General features: G+C 39.6%; 20 protein-coding genes and 1 pseudogene. 3 read left to right on the top strand and 18 right to left on the bottom strand.

Annotated elements, in window-relative coordinates:
* Positions 1-14 precede the first annotated feature (14 nt).
* Complete coding sequence (locus ACSU6B_RS03235; protein WP_410882693.1) at positions 15-1691, bottom strand: DUF6044 family protein; 1677 nt, start codon at positions 1689-1691, stop codon at positions 15-17.
* A gap of 135 nt (positions 1692-1826) precedes the next feature.
* Positions 1827-1988 (bottom strand): aspartyl-phosphate phosphatase Spo0E family protein, encoded by a 162-nt coding sequence (locus ACSU6B_RS03230; protein ID WP_215015433.1) that lies wholly within the window; start codon positions 1986-1988, stop codon positions 1827-1829.
* Between the two features lie 241 nt (positions 1989-2229).
* On the opposite strand from ACSU6B_RS03230, the gene ACSU6B_RS03225 reads away from it, so the two are divergent.
* Positions 2230-3216 carry a potassium channel family protein gene (locus tag ACSU6B_RS03225; protein ID WP_410882690.1) on the top strand — a complete coding sequence of 329 codons (987 nt, stop codon included), beginning with the start codon at positions 2230-2232 and terminating at the stop codon, positions 3214-3216.
* A 1-nt stretch (position 3217) separates the two neighbouring features.
* Here ACSU6B_RS03225 and ACSU6B_RS03220 read toward each other — a convergent pair whose 3' ends face one another.
* The 6 genes from ACSU6B_RS03220 to yugI all read right to left on the bottom strand — a co-directional run bounded on the left by ACSU6B_RS03220 (position 3218) and on the right by yugI (position 9600).
* Complete coding sequence (locus ACSU6B_RS03220; protein WP_410882688.1) at positions 3218-3631, bottom strand: YugN-like family protein; 414 nt, start codon at positions 3629-3631, stop codon at positions 3218-3220.
* A 107-nt stretch (positions 3632-3738) separates the two neighbouring features.
* Entirely contained in the window at positions 3739-5085 is a 1347-nt protein-coding gene (locus tag ACSU6B_RS03215; protein WP_215002648.1) for a glucose-6-phosphate isomerase, read from the bottom strand.
* Positions 5086-5206: 121 nt separating this feature from the next.
* Entirely contained in the window at positions 5207-6370 is a 1164-nt protein-coding gene (locus ACSU6B_RS03210) for an iron-containing alcohol dehydrogenase (RefSeq protein ID WP_410882686.1), read from the bottom strand.
* A 118-nt stretch (positions 6371-6488) separates the two neighbouring features.
* Complete coding sequence (locus ACSU6B_RS03205) at positions 6489-7772, bottom strand: Glu/Leu/Phe/Val family dehydrogenase (RefSeq protein WP_410882684.1); 1284 nt, start codon at positions 7770-7772, stop codon at positions 6489-6491.
* 25 nt (positions 7773-7797) lie between these two features.
* Positions 7798-8997, bottom strand: a complete 1200-nt coding sequence (locus tag ACSU6B_RS03200) for an ornithine--oxo-acid transaminase (protein WP_410882682.1) — start codon at positions 8995-8997, stop codon at positions 7798-7800.
* 195 nt (positions 8998-9192) lie between these two features.
* Entirely contained in the window at positions 9193-9600 is a 408-nt protein-coding gene (gene yugI, locus ACSU6B_RS03195) for a S1 domain-containing post-transcriptional regulator GSP13 (RefSeq protein WP_215002656.1), read from the bottom strand.
* Between the two features lie 144 nt (positions 9601-9744).
* On the opposite strand from yugI, the pseudogene ACSU6B_RS03190 reads away from it, so the two are divergent.
* A pseudogene (locus ACSU6B_RS03190) lies at positions 9745-10014 on the top strand (helix-turn-helix domain-containing protein); the annotation flags it as partial.
* Between the two features lie 180 nt (positions 10015-10194).
* Here ACSU6B_RS03190 and ACSU6B_RS03185 read toward each other — a convergent pair.
* The 7 genes from ACSU6B_RS03185 to ACSU6B_RS03155 all read right to left on the bottom strand — a co-directional run bounded on the left by ACSU6B_RS03185 (position 10195) and on the right by ACSU6B_RS03155 (position 14818).
* Complete coding sequence (locus ACSU6B_RS03185; RefSeq protein ID WP_215015418.1) at positions 10195-10458, bottom strand: DUF1871 family protein; 264 nt, start codon at positions 10456-10458, stop codon at positions 10195-10197.
* A gap of 55 nt (positions 10459-10513) precedes the next feature.
* Positions 10514-10891 (bottom strand): PH domain-containing protein, encoded by a 378-nt coding sequence (locus ACSU6B_RS03180; protein WP_410882680.1) that lies wholly within the window; start codon positions 10889-10891, stop codon positions 10514-10516.
* A 171-nt stretch (positions 10892-11062) separates the two neighbouring features.
* Entirely contained in the window at positions 11063-12259 is a 1197-nt protein-coding gene (locus ACSU6B_RS03175) for an alanyl-tRNA editing protein (protein WP_410882678.1), read from the bottom strand.
* Between the two features lie 140 nt (positions 12260-12399).
* Positions 12400-12975 carry a hypothetical protein gene (locus ACSU6B_RS03170; RefSeq protein ID WP_410882676.1) on the bottom strand — a complete coding sequence of 192 codons (576 nt, stop codon included), beginning with the start codon at positions 12973-12975 and terminating at the stop codon, positions 12400-12402.
* A gap of 153 nt (positions 12976-13128) precedes the next feature.
* Positions 13129-13677 carry a superoxide dismutase family protein gene (locus ACSU6B_RS03165; RefSeq protein WP_410882674.1) on the bottom strand — a complete coding sequence of 183 codons (549 nt, stop codon included), beginning with the start codon at positions 13675-13677 and terminating at the stop codon, positions 13129-13131.
* 95 nt (positions 13678-13772) lie between these two features.
* Positions 13773-13982 (bottom strand): hypothetical protein, encoded by a 210-nt coding sequence (locus tag ACSU6B_RS03160; protein ID WP_410882672.1) that lies wholly within the window; start codon positions 13980-13982, stop codon positions 13773-13775.
* 95 nt (positions 13983-14077) lie between these two features.
* Entirely contained in the window at positions 14078-14818 is a 741-nt protein-coding gene (locus tag ACSU6B_RS03155) for a peptidylprolyl isomerase (protein ID WP_410882670.1), read from the bottom strand.
* A gap of 111 nt (positions 14819-14929) precedes the next feature.
* Between ACSU6B_RS03155 and ACSU6B_RS03150 the strand changes: the two genes are divergently transcribed.
* Entirely contained in the window at positions 14930-15310 is a 381-nt protein-coding gene (locus tag ACSU6B_RS03150) for a kinase-associated lipoprotein B (RefSeq protein WP_215002671.1), read from the top strand.
* A gap of 39 nt (positions 15311-15349) precedes the next feature.
* Here ACSU6B_RS03150 and kapD read toward each other — a convergent pair whose 3' ends face one another.
* The 3 genes from kapD to ACSU6B_RS03135 form a co-directional block, all read right to left on the bottom strand.
* Positions 15350-15973, bottom strand: a complete 624-nt coding sequence (gene kapD / locus ACSU6B_RS03145; protein ID WP_410882667.1) for a 3'-5' exonuclease KapD — start codon at positions 15971-15973, stop codon at positions 15350-15352.
* A 192-nt stretch (positions 15974-16165) separates the two neighbouring features.
* Positions 16166-16549 (bottom strand): hotdog fold thioesterase, encoded by a 384-nt coding sequence (locus ACSU6B_RS03140; protein ID WP_410882665.1) that lies wholly within the window; start codon positions 16547-16549, stop codon positions 16166-16168.
* 126 nt (positions 16550-16675) lie between these two features.
* Positions 16676-16939 (bottom strand): hypothetical protein, encoded by a 264-nt coding sequence (locus tag ACSU6B_RS03135; protein WP_215002675.1) that lies wholly within the window; start codon positions 16937-16939, stop codon positions 16676-16678.
* Positions 16940-17052 lie beyond the last annotated feature (113 nt).

Genomic DNA, 17052 nt, shown 5'->3' with positions numbered 1-17052 from the left:
AAAACCCCCGCTGTCTACAAAGTCTTGTATAGATATATTTTCCATGCTGATGTTTTCGATTCGAATACTTTCATTAGCAACAATTGATTTTCCTTTGCGTTATCGATAGGCAGCGCCGAAAAAATAAAGCGGCCTCCCATTTTTTTAAAGACACCCGTATTCAGTTCTAAATGTTTCAAATGACGTTTAGAATCTTTTTTGATCATATAATGTTTTCCAAGCTGTGCGGTAAAAATGTAACAACGGCCTCCCCATTTATCAAAATAGGTGCGAACCTTTTTATTTTTAGCCAATTCCCTTTCAATTATTTTCCTAAACTGATGTTTATAGGTTAATGGATAAAAATTATTATAGGTATCCAGTGTGTAAAACCCGTTATATTGAGAGATGGCTGGGTGTATTCCTATACTGGCAACACGATATTCTTCCTTTGGAAGTGCGATATATTCCTCTATTTCATGGAACATTTCCTCAGCAAAAAATGCTTTGACAGTAGGCTTTTCCCGATAAATGATTTCATCATTAAATAGGAATAAAAAGAGGAGTTGCAGGACGGCATACCATTTTGCGGCTTTAACCCACCCCTGCCCTTGAAGAGTAAGGACTTTTAATGCAAGGGCAAAGCCTGCATAAATGACCATCGGTCGTAAAAAGTGATAGCGGGCGAAATTAAAGGTAGCCAAAAAATGGAATCGGTTAACTATAGGCGCCCATCCTTCATAAAACCAAAAAGCATACCAGATCGATAGCAAAATATTTAGAGCGAATAAAAAAACAAATAGTCTCTCCTGCCTCCAAAGTTTTTTCCTGAAGACAATCCAAATGGCTGTAAAGGTTGCAGGTAAAATAAACAGTGTATGAACCGTCATCACATGGGTATGTCCGAGCAGGTAATTTTTTATGGTAAGCCTGATCGCTCTCCAAAAAGGCAAGGTGGCATGAAGATACTCGTCCCGGCTATTCTGTTCATCAATTAATAGAAATGAAAAAATGAGCCGATATTCAACGAACATAAAAATGACGGTCATATAAATAATCGCTGCCAAAAAACGAAGGTTCCATCCCTTCCCTCTTACACCATCAGTTATCCATAAGAACCCGATCGCAGTTAAAAAAAAGAAAAATCCTAAAACAATGCTTGCATAAAAAGGTATGAGGGTGAGCACCAATAAATCCGACCAAGCTCCCTCACCTTTGCGAATGTTAAGAAGTGCCCAAAGTGCAAGCGGCATCCCCAAAGTACTCAGCATCCCAGACGGCCAAAAAGGCGTCAGGGCAAAGGCAAGAGCGGTTCCAATTTGTAAAAACAGCCATTTCTCCCCAGGTAAAAAGTGTTTTTTTAAGAGCCAATACATGCCAAAAAAAGCTACGATTCTTGTCAGGGCTTGGCTTAAACCATAGGCAATCATTGTTGGAAAAAGGGCGTAGAGCCAGACAATGATACTATATTCAGTCCCAAAGGCATTTCTCGATAATTGTCCATTGATGATTTGGGGAATCTTCGCATCAACAGGGCCGAACATTTCTCCACTTCTCGTTAAAACCTTATACCAAGCCAGGTTCGAATCAAGATTATCATGAACACGTATATGCGCATCTTCCTGGAGAATAAATAGTGGAGAAAGATAGACCGCTATAACAAGCAGAGCAAAGATGATGAATCTTTGCTCTTTTTTGGTTTTAATAAGCACTCTTCTTCACCTCATAGGTTAAAACTTAAAAAGGACAATTCCGTTTTAACGTTTGCCTATCGGGAAAATATTATTCCCATTTGACAAAAATAAACCTTCCGGGTTTACCGGAAGGTTTTATGTTGTGGACATGAATTATTGTTTTCGAAAATTATAATAGACATTTAATAGAGAATCGAGTTTCTGGCTGCATTGTACTACATTTGGATTAGAATAACCGTAAAGATGCGCTAATTCAACCATTTCTGACCTTGTTTTTTCAATTTTTGATAGTAGCGTATTCAAACCAATCCCCATGAAACCAACCCTCTTTCGATGTTGTAAATATATAAATGTTAATAACCATAATTTATAAGTTTTAAGCATTAAATACAAGTAGATTAGAGAAAAATATTCGTATCTTTTGTGAACATTGACCTATTTTTAAAATTATCAAGTAGTCCTATTAGATCGATTCTTTTTCGTCAATAATAGGAATAACTGGTTCAGCAACAAATCTAAGTGATGGAGCTAGATCACGAGAAAAGAGGTGACATTCGTGCCAAACAGAGTATATATCAGTTTCTTGCGTTTACCGCTCCTCGTTCGAATTCTATTAATTGCGTTGCTAGTGTTTCTCTCATTTGGAATATCCATTCATTTATTAGAACCTGATACGTTTCCAACCATTTTCGATGGCATTTGGTGGGCCATTATTACTGCATCAACAGTCGGATATGGCGATTATGTACCACATTCCTTCTTAGGCAGACTAACAGCGTTAATTTTAATACTGTTGGGTGTTGGATTTGTTTCTTCCTATTTTGGAACATTGGCAGCTGCTGCCGTTACGAAACAAGATGCCTTTTCCGAAGGGAGAATTCCATTTAAAGGCGAGGGCCATATCATCATTATCGGTTGGAATGAACGGTCAAAAGAGTTAATAAGTAAGCTTACCCACACGAAATTCGCACAAATGATTGTTTTAATAGATGAAACACTTGAAGCAAACCCAGTGAACTCACGTTTTGTCCACTTTATCCAAGGGAAAGGCCATGTCGATGAAACGATTATCAAAAGTGATATCAATCGAGCGGAGAAGGTGCTGATTACTGCTGACAGAGGAAACGATGAACTCCAAGCAGATATGAACAGTATTCTTACCTTACTAACGATAAAAGGGATATGTGCTCAAGTAAAATGTATCGTTGAAATATTAACGGCTGAGCAAGTGGTTAACGCCTTTAGAGCTGGTGCCGATGAAGTCATACAATCCAATAAACTGACATGTGTTTTTATGGTTAACAGCCTGCACTCGAATGGGAATGGACTCTTATCAAACATTGTTCATGAGTTACAGGAAAGTCGACTGTCCTCCTATCGAGCCGAGGAACAGGAGATTGGAAAGCCCTTCAGCGATGTTTGCCATATCCTTTTAAAAAAGGGCTTCCTTCTGATTGGGATTCAAAGAGGGGATGAAACCTTGCTAAATCCATCCCACTCCTTGCCAATCGAAGAAAAGGATCAACTGTTAATTTTTAAATAGCCTAATCAGCTAGGAGCAGCATTTCCAATTCCTGTACCAATGCTTTCCCTTCATCGATATATGCTTGTGGAAAGCTAGCATCCTTATCGATTGGCTCTTGAAACTGATTGATGGTTCCAGAAAAGGTGCCTGTTCCTGCTTCGTCATCTAGTTCTGCCTCAAATAGGTGCGACAATAGAAACGGTCGTCCTAGCTTAACGGTACAATTATTAGCATCAAGCTGCCCGTCGACTGCTTGAAAGGGCAAGCGCAAGAACTGATAGCCTTCTTCTTCACCACCATTAATTTTATAATCAAATGCACCATGATCATAATCCCAGTTCCCGCCAATCGTATAGCCGATTGGTTTTAGTTTTTTTTCAAGCTTATACAAATCAAACTGCTTACCTTCCACCTTTGATGGTACCTCAATCATAAAAATTTACCCCCTAATCATCGATACAATTAGTTTCTCCAAATCAGGTAAATTTCAATAAAAAAAAGAGAACTGATTTATTCACTATCAGTTCTCTTTCTGGTTTATTATAATCGTTTTTCTAATTCTGCCTTTTTCTCTTCATATCCCGGTTTTCCTAAGAGAGCAAACATATTTACTTTATATGCTTCTACCCCTGGCTGATCGAAAGGATTTACACCCAGTAAGTAGCCGCTCATCGCGCAGGCCTTTTCAAAGAAATAAACAAGGTAGCCTAATGTATATTCATCCATTGCTGGAATATTAACAATCAAGTTCGGCACGCCGCCATCTGTGTGGGCAAGCATGGTCCCTTGAAATGCCTTATTATTAACAAAGTCAACCGTTTGACCAGCGAGGTAATTCAGCCCATCTAAGTCATTCTCGACAGCTTCAATTTTCAACTCGTGGCGCGGCTTGTCGACCTTAATAATGGTTTCAAATAAATCACGACGACCTTCTTGAACATATTGTCCAAGCGAGTGAAGATCCGTTGAAAAATTTGCTGAAGATGGATAAATACCTTTTTGGTCTTTCCCTTCACTTTCTCCAAATAACTGCTTCCACCACTCTGAAAAATACTGTAGTCCTGGCTCATAATTAATCAGCATTTCAATTGTCTTGCCCTTATTATACAGCACATTTCTAACGACAGCGTATTGGTAGGCGGCATTATCTTCGAGTTCAGAATGACCAAAGTCGGTTTGTGCTTGTGCGGCGCCCTCCATTATTTTTTCAATGTTTGCTCCGCTTACTGCTATTGGAAGCAGCCCTACTGCTGTTAGGACAGAATAACGGCCGCCAATATCATCGGCAATCACAAATGTCTCGTAGCCCTCTTCTGTTGCTAAAGTTTTAAGAGCACCTCTTGCTTTGTCCGTTGTTGCATAGATTCGTTTGCGCGCCTCATCTTGACCATATTTTTCTTCAAGAAGCTTACGGAAAATGCGGAAAGCAATTGCTGGTTCGGTTGTCGTTCCCGATTTGGAAATAACATTAATAGAGAAGTCCTTTCCGTCGAGGACGTCGATTAGATCTCTCATGTACGTAGAACTGATATTATTACCAACAAATATTACTTGAGGTGTCTTTCGTTTTTCTTTTGACAATGCATTGTAAAAACTATGCTGGAGCATTTCGATCGCAGCTCTTGCTCCAAGGTATGAACCACCGATTCCAATGACAAGAAGTACATCAGAATCAGCTTTGATTTTTTCAGCTGATTTTTGTATGCGTGAAAACTCTTCCTTGTCATAGTTGGTTGGAAGTTCAATCCACCCTAAAAAGTCACTGCCTGCACCTGTTTGCTCATGTAGAGAATGATGAGCAACTTTTACAGCATCTCGTAAATATGTAAGTTCATGTTCTCCGAAAAAGCTTAATGCTTTTGAGTAATCAAAACGAACGTGTGTCATGCATGATCCTCCAAAAATTTATTTTTCACTAACCACTTTATCGAATGATGAGATTATTATCAAGGAAGGTCACTTCGTGTAAGCGTATCCAATTTCGACAAATTTCTTCACAATCGATATATTATAGTGATGCACGATAAATAGCCAATACATCCTCACGGTTTAACTTAGTAAAGTTTCCAAATTCTCCGTTTTCCATCGCTCTGTCCGCCATTAACTCAAGCTTGGAATCGTCAATGTCATAATCGGCTAACCGTGAAGGTGCTTCGATGCTATTCCAGAATTCACGTAACTTTTGAATGCCTTCAAGCCCTGCCTCTTCGGCACTCCTGCCTTCAGGATTAACCCCAAACACCCGAACAGCAAGCTGCTTAAAACGTTCCGGCTTCACCGCTAAATTATGGCGCATCCAGTGCGGGAATAGGATAGCAAGACCCCCGCCATGTGGGATATCATAGACTGCTGATACAGCGTGTTCAAGATTGTGAGTAGCCCAATCGCCGCGATATCCCATATTCAAGATGCCATTGAGAGCCATTGTACCGCAATAAAGGATTGTTGCCCGGTGTTGATAATTTTCTAGGTCTGAGAGCAATTTTGGCGCGGTTTCCATTACAGTAATAAGCAGTGATTCACACATGCGATCTTGAAAGTCTGTATTTTCTTCTAAGTGAAAATAGTGTTCAAGGACATGTGACATCATATCGACCATTCCATATATCGTTTGATTCCTTGGAACCGTAAATGTATTAACTGGGTCTAATATCGAGAATTTTGGGTAAGTTACTGGACTTCCCCAGCCATATTTTTCATTTGTTTCCCAATTAGTAATGACGGAACCTGGATTCATTTCTGAGCCTGTTGCCGCAAGTGTTAAGACGGTTCCAAAAGGAAGTGCATTTTCTGCAAGCGCCTTTTTAACGACTAAATCCCAGGCATCCCCATCATGCTTCGCTCCCGCTGCAATTAGTTTTGTACAATCAATGACACTGCCGCCGCCAACTGCCAGCAAGAATTCAATCCCCTCTTGTTTACAAATTTCTACCCCTTTTCGTGCGGTAGTTATCCTTGGATTCGGTTCCACTCCCGGGAGTTCAAAAACCTCAGCACTGATTTCAGCTAATAGGCTAATAACATTTTCATACAAGCCACTTCGTTTGATACTGCCGCCGCCATAGACGAGTAAAACTTTTTTACCATAACGAGGTACTTCTGTTTTTAATTGTTCCAACTCACCTTTTCCAAAAATTAATTTGGTTGGATTCAAAAATGTAAAATTTTCCAAAATAAAACACCATCCTTTACCTTTTCCATTATTAGTTATTATGGTTCAATTTGCAAAAAAAACTAGCTAAGATCTAGACAAAAAAATCCTTGCATCTTGAATAATGCAAGGATTTTTTTTATACCCATCCTCTAAACAGGGAGGCCTCCGCCATTTTTCTTACACCAACCATATATGCGGCTAATCGCATATTGACGTTGCTAGTTTGCGAAAGATGATAAATATCATGAAACGATTTAATAAGCTTGGTACGTAATTTAACCTCCACCTCATCTTCACTCCAATATAACCCCTGCTTATTTTGAACCCATTCAAAATAGGAGACTGTAACTCCTCCAGCACCTGCCAAAACATCTGGAACGAGCAGAATCCCTCGTTCTGTAAGAATATTCGTTGCCTCCAGCGTCGTCGGTCCATTTGCCGCTTCTACGACAATTCCTGCTTTGATGTTGGAGGCATTTTCAGCTGTAATCTGATTTGAAATCGCTGCAGGGACCAACACATCACATTCCTGCTCTAGTAATTCTTTGTTGGTAATTGTCCCCTCAAAAAGCGAAGTCACCGTACCAAAGCTGTCCCGGCGATCCAAGAGATAATTAATATTTAGACCATCCGGGTTATAGAGGGCACCATAAACATCGGATATACCTACCACGATTGCTCCCGCATCATGCATAAATTTAGCGATATAGCTGCCAGCATTCCCAAATCCTTGGACAATCACACGGGCTCCTTTTACCTTCATTCCGCGTTTTTTGGCCGCTTCTTCAATACAAATGGTTACTCCCCTTGCCCCAGCCTTCTCCCGCCCTTCAGAACCTCCAAGTACAAGTGGCTTGCCTGTAATAAAACCGGAAGAGCCAAATTGGCGAAGACGGCTGTATTCATCCATCATCCAGGCCATAATCTGAGAATTTGTATACATATCGGGTGCCGGAATATCCTTTGTAGGTCCGACAATTTGACTGATTGCACGTACATAACCTCTGCTTAATCGCTCAAGCTCACCGAATGACATCGTTCGGGGGTTACAAAGAATCGCTCCTTTTCCCCCTCCAAAAGGCAAGTCAGCAATTCCGCATTTTAAACTCATCCACATCGATAATGCCTTTACCTCATTAGCAGTCACTTGAGGATGAAAGCGGACACCACCCATGGTCGGTCCAACCGCATCATTATGCTGTGCCCTAAACCCGCTAAAAATTTTTGTAGAACCATCATCCATCCGAACAGGAATTCTGACATCCGACATTCTTAACGGTTCTTTTAATAATTCGTACATTTCTTGGTTATAGCCTATTTTTTTTAATGCATCATGAATAACAATCTGTGTTGATGTGAGTAGGTTCAATTTCTCTATATCCTTTTCATCTTCACTACTCGTTACATCATAAATCCCCATTTTGGCACCCCTAATTAGTAGTCCATTATCCTAGAACGTTGTTTATCCTTTCTATCGCCCAATCCAATTCCTCTTTACTGATAACCAGCGGCGGCGCAAAACGAATCACCGTATCATGTGTCTCCTTACAGAGTAGACCTTGGTCCTTTAATTGTTCACAATATTTGCGGGCCGGTGCCGTTAGTTCAACACCAATAAATAAGCCGCGGCCACGAACATCTTTGATTAACGGATTTTTAATTTCTTTTAATTTACTGAGAAAATAATCACCAAGTTCAAGGGATTTTTCAGCAAGTTTTTCATCCGTTAGCACATCAAGTGCAGCAATTGAAACCGCACATGCCATCGGATTTCCACCAAAGGTAGAACCGTGCGATCCTGGATTAAAAACACCCAAAATATCTTTATTAGCAACTACACACGAAATAGGGAACACGCCGCCGCCAAGTGCTTTACCGAGGATATACATGTCAGGTTCGATCCCTTCCCACTCGCAAGCGAACATTTTACCTGTTCGGGCCAAACCAGCTTGAATTTCGTCAGCAATAAACAGAATATTTTTTTCCTTACATAAATCAAAGGCCGCCTTCATAAATCCTTCAGGCGGAATGACAATCCCAGCTTCACCTTGAATGGGTTCAATTAAAAACGCTGCAGTATTAGGCGTAATCGCAGCTTTTAATGCCTCCAAATCACCATAAGGAATAAGTTTGATTCCTGGCAGCATTGGTCCAAATCCGCGTTTATATTCATCATCAGATGATAAGGAGACTGCCGTCATGGTCCTGCCATGAAAGTTTCCAATACATGCAATAATTTCTGCTTGGTTCTCTGCCACACCTTTAACATCATAGCTCCAACGTCGCGCCGTTTTCACAGCTGTTTCCACTGCTTCCGCCCCTGTGTTCATTGGCAACACCATTTCTTTATTCGTCAATTGACAAACTTTTTCATACCATGGGCCCAGCTGGTCATTATGAAAAGCACGAGAAGTTAATGTAACCTTATCTGCTTGATCCTTTAACGCTTGAATAATTCGTGGGTGACGATGCCCTTGGTTTACCGCAGAATAAGCACTAAGCATGTCCATATATTTATTCCCTTCAGGATCTTCTACCCAAACACCCTCTGCATGAGTGATGACAATTGGCAATGGATGATAGTTATTCGCACCGTATTTCTCCGTTTTTGCGATTAATTCATTCGAATTAACGTTTGTTGTCATAATGAAATTTCCTCCATTTCAAAGCTGGGATATGTATATATAGTTCTATTGTAGCCGAGCTTGAAAAAAGAATGAACACTTCATCCAAACTTTTATTTATGAAAAAGGCTATATTTTTGCATAATTTTTGTGCATAAAAAAAAGGCCTAGTCCACTGCTAAAATCATAGCATTTGGACTAGGCTTTTTTTAAAATTTATTTTTTAATTAAATCTTCACGTTGAGACTGGTCAATCCATTCTTGAAGCTTATCTTTTAATGTGTTAAAGCCTTGTTGACCTTCCACTTCTGGAATAATCGCAGCTGCTTGGCGTTTACGAGGCTTCTTTGCTTTTGGAGCAGCCTGCTGTTGAACAGGTGCCTCTTCAGTAGCACGGATGGACAGACCAATCTTGCCTGCACCTTCATCTACTGATAATACTTTAACCTTAATTTCATCGCCTACTTTAAGGTGTTCATTAATATCTTTCACGTAACCATGTGTAATTTCAGAAATATGCACAAGGCCTTGGGTATTATCGTCAAGCGCAACAAACGCTCCATATGGTTGAATTCCTGTAACTTTACCTGCTAATATACTTCCAGTTTCGATCTTTTCTGACATGAAAACACTCCTAAGTGATTAATTATTTTATCCATTATATATGCATTATAATATTATATCACAAAGAATGCCTTTAATCAAAAAAGATTAAAATATTAAATAAAAAGGGCTCATTCAAAAATCTTAACATAATGTTCAAGTTGTGCAGGAGAAAGATATACCAAACGTGATACACTAATAATGAGGAAATCTATTTTTAAAGGAGAGGTGAACCAAATGAATACAATCGGCCAAACCATTAAAAATGCCCGCGAAATGCTCAACATGTCTCAAGAGGAGCTGGCACAAAAAATCAGAGTTGGATCACACACAATTGAGAAATACGAATCTGGCGAACAAATTCCAAGTACGCAGACACTGTTAAAGTTATCTACTGTTTTAGATCTCCCAGCTGCAGAGTTATTAAAACAATAACATATTCAACCATTTTTTTGATGCAATGATCCTTATGGTAAAATAATCCGTTTTTTCTTTCCATGACGGTATAAAAAAAGGGAATACTGGAAAACCTTTATATCATAAGGCTTTCTAGTATTCCCCCCTTTTTGAAGTGGACATCCAATAATGGTATGTCCCTTTTTTTTTCCTAAATTGCTAAATGGAACAAGAATCATTTGCTTTAATAGCTAGTAATTCTTTTGCTACTTTCAGACATTTTTCCATTGGTATTACCTTTTCAAATGAAAATTCATAAATGCTTTGTATTTTTTTTGCCAACTCATCCGAGGCATCAAGTTCATGAATCGCTTGGATCGTATCAGCGATTTCTGTTTCATATCCTCCGTTGGTCAATTGGAATGGGTCCCACTCATTTAATACGTCAACATATTGCAAATTTATTTGAAGCTCTTTTCTCATATGCTTTTACTCCTAATTTTTGCTTTAAATAGTATACCATAATACACTGTTTCACTTACTTAAGAACATACTCAGCTAGAACACTTTGAAGCTCGTAGATGTTTAAGTTCTTGTTAAATTGTTTTTGTAATGGCAGGGCATTTCCAGAAATCCATATTTTCAGTTCCGCATCTAAATCAAAGTTTCCCGCAGTTTCAATGCTGAAATGTGTAATGCTTTTATAGGGAATGGAATGGTATTCAACCTTTTTACCCGTTAGCCCCTGTTTATCCACTAAAATCAAACGTTTATTGGTAAAAATAAACATGTCACGAATTAACTTGTACGCTTTATCAATTTGCTCATTCGGTGAAAGCACTTTTCCAAATTCCCGCTGTACATCGGCGGCATTTACCTCTGATGCGTTACCCATCAATCCATCTAAAAACCCCACTAACTTCACCCTTTCAAACTAATAATTTACTTCAACCATCCTTACCTTTGATTAAATAGGCACTTTTATATTGCCCTGGGGTCAACCCTGTATACTTTTTATATAGGGAGGTGTAATAGCTTTGATTGCATCAGGCCTCCTTGGAATGGAGGCCTCTTTTGCGTTGCGTGACTATTGTGCTGTTTCCAATATATGCTGCAGCATTTGCTCCCCTGACATCAGGGCTTCACCGCCACCCTGGGCAAAGGAATCATTTCCACCGCCCTTTCCGTTTATAAGGAAAAGCGCCTTGGCTATTACTTTCTTCATACTTTCCGTTCCAGATGCCCCCCTTGCACAAACTAGCTGCAGCCGATTTTCAGTTTGTGAAACAAAGTAAACGATAGCTGTTTCATCTTCCGCAGTGATGATTCGGGCAAGTTTTTGCAGATATTGAAGCGATCTATTTTGAAATACTTCACTGACGAGTTTCTGCTTATTCGGATTACTTTTTCCAAGTAAGTCTTGCGCCTCATAATGGAGAAGGTTTTCCTGAGTTTGTTCCAGGGCTTTTTCTAACGTTTTATTATTTTCAAGGAGACGAAGGGCAGCTTGTTCCATTTCTTTTTCCGGTGCATTAAGAATCTTTGTTAATTCTAGCAGCACCTTTTGTTTTTGACCAAGCTGCTTAAGCACTCGGTTTCCACAAACAAATTGGACTCGAACTTTTTTCTTTTGCCTTTCCCAATCCAATACTTTTATTGCGCTAACCTCACCAGTTGCCTTTGGATGCGTGCCACCGCAGCCGTTATAATCAAAATCTGGAATAATAACAAGGCGAATATCCTCTTTGACCTTGGTTTCTTTTCGTAGTGTAAATTGAGTCAACTCTTCTTCAGACACCCATTTAATCTCGATCGGCCTGTTTTCAAGGATGATCTGATTCGCAACTTCTTCTGCTTTTTGAACTTGGTGCTGGGTTAGATTTTCTGTCTCTAAATCAATCGTGAGCAATTCCGCACCCAAATGGAAGCCGACGGTCTTGAACTCGAATAACTGGTCAAAGGCCGCAGATAAAATATGCTGTCCAGCGTGCTGCTGCATATGATCATAGCGTCGTTCCCAAGCAATGATACCAGATACTTCCTTCCCTATCCCTTGTAATGGCCCCACAAGATAATGTCGAATTTCCCCGTCGATTTCTTCAACATTTAATACGTTTTGATCAGCAAGGGTTCCTAAGTCGTGTGGCTGTCCGCCACCAGTTGGATAAAAAGCGGTCTGATTCAAAACCACGTACCAATTACCAGTTGAGTCTTGCTCTTGTTTTAACACCAACGCTGTAAAGGCTTTTATATATGCGTCCTGATAATACAATTTATTCTCCATTTTTGTTGTGCACTCCTATGTATTTAACATTTATTTATAAACTCATTGTCGTGAAAAAAGGGAAATAAATCAAGGGATAAGAAAACTGTTCCCTCGGTTATGAAGGAACAGTTTTCTCTCACCATATTATTTCTTATTTGTTATTTCTTTTCTTTACGCTGCGTGGGTTTAGTTGGTGGTTTTTGTCCACTCTGCTGGGAGCCGCCCATGCCTTGAGAGAACCCAGTATGCTGTTGTCCGCCCATCAGTTGCGGTAATCCGCCCATGCCTTGATGGGATCCTGTTTGTTGTCCTCCCATCATTTGCGGAAACCCTCCCATGCCTTGAGGGGATCCTGTTTGTTGTCCTCCCATCATTTGTGGGAACCCTCCCATGCCTTGAGGGGATCCTGTTTGTTGTCCTCCCATCATTTGCGGGAACCCTCCCATGCCTTGAGGGGATCCGTGATGATATCCACCCATCATATGTGGATAGCCCGGTTGTTGGTATCCCCCCATTTGTGGATAGCCAGGTTGTTGGTATCCTCCCATTTGTGGATAGCCCGGTTGTTGGTATCCTCCCATTTGTGGATAGCCCGGTTGTTGGTATCCTCCCATTTGTGGATAGCCAGGTTGTTGGTATCCTCCCATTTGTGGATAGCCAGGTTGTTGGTATCCTCCCATTTGTTGGTAACCAGGTTGTCCCGGAAATCCTCCAAAGAATTGCCTTTTTTCCATTATTTTCGCCTCCTAAACTGTCTCCCTGCTAGTGTATGTCCACTTTTAGGATAAGCTTAGATTACTACCTATTTAGAAGAAAATTTCTCAAAATAAAAACCTTCATGATGAAAAATAGACTATCACATTTCGGTGATAGCCATTAAAATTTTATTATTTCTCATCCTGTGCATTCTTTTGACCTGCATTTTTATCTTTAGTAATTTCACCGCAAGCAATCCGTTTACCAGAATCTCCTGCAGGTGGTGTCATGCCATCATCTTTTCCTTCATCAACCACAATCGTGGTTCCTTCTTTTGTAAACAATGAAGTTTTTCCATCTTTTAAGGTAACATTGGGTGCCATTAAGTCTGCCTTAACTGACCCATCATCCTCGACGATTAAATTAGGAAGATCCCCTGCGTGGGCACCTTTAGGATGGAGAAGCCCATGTTCCTTATTCTCAGGATTAAAATGGTCCCCTGCAGATTTAAAATCTGGAGCCTCACATTTCCCGCTGTCATGAATATGAATGGCATGTTCCCCAGCTGGAAGGCCCTTTAAATCCACTGATAATTTCACACCACTAGCTTGCTCAGCTAACTTAACTTTACCAAGCGAATCTCCCACTGCATTATACATTTCCACATCAATCTTTCTAATTTCCTTTTCAGTACAACCTGTAAGAATGAGCAGTGGAATGATCAACCAGCTTTTCTTCATATGTATACCCCCACACTAGCCAATTTGCCCTTAGTATGGTCAATCACCCCCTCCTTTATCCAATGGAAGGATAAATGAAAAGGAACAGTTATTTGTTAACTGTTCCTTTGTGGTGGCTGCTGATTTTTTAATTGTTCTTCTAATTCTTTTGCTTTTTGGGCCTCCCGTTTGGAAACCACAATTATTAATCGCATCGTAAGAAAGGCTCCAATTAAAAAAATTGCAAACGTAATTGCAGCAGGAATATATTCTGATTTATCTTCTGGAAAGTATAAAAATAAAGAAAGTACCAATGGTTGAAACATTTTCCTTCTCCCTTTCTATCAAGGAACTGCTCTAAAAATTAATTATAGCAACAAAAAATGTTTCCTACCACTTTATCCATTCGATAATCATTTCTTTATTTTAAAACCTTAATCTTTTCAATGATAACGTCTTTTTTTGGTTTATCTTGGGCACCAACTGGAGTGTTGGCAATTTTATCAACGATATCCATGCCATCAATCACCTGGCCAAAAACCGTATGACGATGATCCAGCCACGGTGTACCGCCGTTTTTATTATAAGCTTCAATAATTTCTTTTGGATACCCAGCCTTTTCCATTTGTTCTTTCATTGCTGGATCAAGTGAAGAGCTTTGCACAATAAAAAACTGACTCCCATTAGTGTTGCTGCCCGAATTTGCCATGGATAAGGCACCGCGGAGATTATAAAGATTCTTTGAAAACTCATCTTCAAAAGGCTTCCCATAGATGCTCTCTCCGCCTGTTCCGTTCCCGTTCGGATCCCCGCCCTGAATCATAAAATCCTTTATGACCCTGTGAAAAATTAGTCCATTATAATAACCTTCTTCACTATGTTTTACAAAGTTTTCAACCGCTTTTGGTGCATGCTCAGGGAATAATTTGATTTTAATTGTTCCCATTGATGTTTCCATTTCAACAAGCTTTTCATCATCGGAAACCTCGGTTGAAAGTTGAGGAAAGCCTTCATTTGTCACTTGTTGGTCCCCTTCCTTCTGTTCCGTTTTTGGTGTCGTCGTTTTCGGTGTGGATTCTTCTTTCTTTGTGCTTGTCCCACATGCGGCCAATACTAAAACAATCGCCCATAATGTAAACAAGATTTGCAAATTCTTTCTCATATATCATTCCTCCATTTTTTTCACTTTAACCGAAATAATTTCCTCACAATGTTTTAAATTTACTATGTTTCATATTAAAATGAAAGAGGAAAAGCGAAAGGGGTGTTTGTTGTGTCAGAATTACAAATCGGTGAAATCGTAACAGCCATTTATAAAACAGGAAAATATATCGGAGAAATAACAGAAGTACGCCCACAGCATTATTTAGTAAGAATCCTCGCAGTACTTAAACATCCGATGCAAGGAGATTTACATAATCCGAAAGATGCTGATGTACTTATTTTTCATGAGAGAAAAGCGCTCAGCTATCGTGAGCAAGCGAATATTCCATACAAAATGGTTAAGGCCTTCGAAAATGAAGTTCCAGACTATATGGAGTCCTTAAAAGAGGCCGTAGCCATTATGAAAAAGGAACTGGCCGAGACATCTTCAGATTGGGCTGAGATGAGCTTAAAGGCATTAGAATCGCTAGAAAAAGATTATAAATTATAAAAATGCTAAAGGCCAAATCAGTTTGAATGATTTGGCCTTTTATGCGAATTCGCTTAATAACTTTGAGAAATCAATCCGATCACCAATTGTCGTTGGTTCTGGTTTTTCTAAATAACGTTTATCCTTTTCAACGAGCTTGAATATATTAAAGGTAGTCAACGCATCATCAAGTGCTCGGTGATGCCTGCCTGTCCCTTCTTTCCCATATTCCTGTACAGCTTTCCAGAGGCCAGTTTGATTTTGGTCACCAAAAAAGCGTTTATATTCCATGGAAAGATCTAATTCACCTGCCTTGAGCGGAAAAGCAACCCCTGCCTTTAAGCAATTATGCCGAAGGACCTTCATATCCATATTTCCCCACGTAACAATGGTTGTTTCATAATTATGCTTATTGAACTCCTCCAATTTTTTTACAAGTTCAAAAATTGATAAACCCTTGTCTACTTGCAGCTGGGAAATATGTAAAAAGGATTTACAGCGTTCCGTAAGTTTTGGGAATTTAAGTGGAGTCACAAAGGAAGAAAACTGTTCCGTCACTTGGTCATCAACGACTGCAACTATTCCAACCTCGATAATTTCTGCATAAAAGTCCTTCATTCGTACATTTCGTTCAGGCATTGTAAACTCAAAATCGATAAACAAATATTGCCGCCTTGCTCTCATCAATTTCACCACCTTTACGTTTCTTCTTAATACATTATATAAAGAAACCTGTACAAAGAATTGTGCTTTTTTTCTATTTTTTTATTTCTTACATTATAACATGAAATTAAAGTTAATTTTTTAAATTTTTCATCAATATAAAAAAGAATGGGAATGACTCCATCCTTATATACAATCTTGGTATGTACGTTTTTATCTTTTTAACTTAATGACCGCCATCGTACATCTAGACACGCAAACAAGGCGGTCTTTCTCATCGGTAATTTTAATGTCCCATACCTGAGTCGATTTCCCTTGATGAAGGACAGTTCCTACCGCTGTAACAACCCCTTCCGTTTTGGGACGAACATGATTAGCATTAATTTCTAAACCAGCTACGGCTTCGGTCTCTTTATTTACCAATTCGTAAGCACCAACACTTGCAACCGTTTCGGCTAATGCAACAGATGCACCCCCATGGAGTAATCCGAATGGCTGTCGGGTTCGTTCATCAACGGGCATTGTTGCAATGACCTTACCTTCTTCTAAATGGGTAATTTCAATTCCAAGAGTTTTCAGTAATGTGTTTTCAATCATTTCTATTCCTCCAATATGTAAAATGTTGTCTATATTAATCTATTCGCTTTATTTATTAATTTTCCTTTTTTGCAATTAATTCTTTTATAGAAAAAAACAGCCCCCACTAGAGCTGTTTCTCTTTCATTAATAGTAATACGGGGCTCCAAAACCAGGGGCTCCAAAACCAGGAACTCCAAAACCAGGGGCTCCAAAACCGGGAGCTCCAAAACCAGGATACCCATATCCAGGGTAACCGAATCCTCCGTAAAATGGACGTGCCGCAAATGAAGCACCTAGTCCGCCTCCTATTAAACCTCCTAAAAAGCTTAGCCCACCTATTGCCAAAGGCAATCCAAAACCTATAAACCTTTGATCTTGTACTGGGTAGTGACTTCGATAAGGGTACATATAACCATACCTCCTTTTGCTCTATACTTGCCTACACTATTTCATATGCGAAATAAAGGGGTTTGGAGTGGGCGAAAAAGATCGCCAAAACGACATATTGGTTTTCTACGGCG

The sequence above is a fragment of the Neobacillus sp. C211 genome (genome assembly GCF_051842875.1).
Lineage (GTDB): Bacteria > Bacillota > Bacilli > Bacillales > Cytobacillaceae > Neobacillus.
The sequence above is the reverse complement of the archived record's forward strand: the minus strand, read 5'-3'. Positions and strand labels throughout refer to the sequence as shown.

What these genes read in the sequence shown, in the direction of transcription:
- ACSU6B_RS03155 (WP_410882670.1), bottom strand. Translation starts at nt 14,818, where the DNA reads ATGAGAAAGAATTTGCAAATCTTGTTTACATTATGGGCGATTGTTTTA.
- ACSU6B_RS03230 (WP_215015433.1), bottom strand. Translation starts at nt 1,988, where the DNA reads ATGGGGATTGGTTTGAATACGCTACTATCAAAAATTGAAAAAACAAGG.
- ACSU6B_RS03160 (WP_410882672.1), bottom strand. Translation starts at nt 13,982, where the DNA reads ATGTTTCAACCATTGGTACTTTCTTTATTTTTATACTTTCCAGAAGAT.
- ACSU6B_RS03185 (WP_215015418.1), bottom strand. Translation starts at nt 10,458, where the DNA reads ATGAGAAAAGAGCTTCAAATAAATTTGCAATATGTTGACGTATTAAAT.
- kapD (WP_410882667.1), bottom strand. Translation starts at nt 15,973, where the DNA reads ATGAGAGCAAGGCGGCAATATTTGTTTATCGATTTTGAGTTTACAATG.
- ACSU6B_RS03165 (WP_410882674.1), bottom strand. Translation starts at nt 13,677, where the DNA reads ATGAAGAAAAGCTGGTTGATCATTCCACTGCTCATTCTTACAGGTTGT.
- ACSU6B_RS03175 (WP_410882678.1), bottom strand. Translation starts at nt 12,259, where the DNA reads ATGGAGAATAAATTGTATTATCAGGACGCATATATAAAAGCCTTTACA.
- ACSU6B_RS03200 (WP_410882682.1), bottom strand. Translation starts at nt 8,997, where the DNA reads ATGACAACAAACGTTAATTCGAATGAATTAATCGCAAAAACGGAGAAA.
- ACSU6B_RS03220 (WP_410882688.1), bottom strand. Translation starts at nt 3,631, where the DNA reads ATGATTGAGGTACCATCAAAGGTGGAAGGTAAGCAGTTTGATTTGTAT.
- ACSU6B_RS03140 (WP_410882665.1), bottom strand. Translation starts at nt 16,549, where the DNA reads ATGATTGAAAACACATTACTGAAAACTCTTGGAATTGAAATTACCCAT.
- ACSU6B_RS03205 (WP_410882684.1), bottom strand. Translation starts at nt 7,772, where the DNA reads ATGGGGATTTATGATGTAACGAGTAGTGAAGATGAAAAGGATATAGAG.
- ACSU6B_RS03215 (WP_215002648.1), bottom strand. Translation starts at nt 5,085, where the DNA reads ATGACACACGTTCGTTTTGATTACTCAAAAGCATTAAGCTTTTTCGGA.
- yugI (WP_215002656.1), bottom strand. Translation starts at nt 9,600, where the DNA reads ATGTCAGAAAAGATCGAAACTGGAAGTATATTAGCAGGTAAAGTTACA.
- ACSU6B_RS03135 (WP_215002675.1), bottom strand. Translation starts at nt 16,939, where the DNA reads ATGTACCCTTATCGAAGTCACTACCCAGTACAAGATCAAAGGTTTATA.
- ACSU6B_RS03170 (WP_410882676.1), bottom strand. Translation starts at nt 12,975, where the DNA reads ATGGAAAAAAGGCAATTCTTTGGAGGATTTCCGGGACAACCTGGTTAC.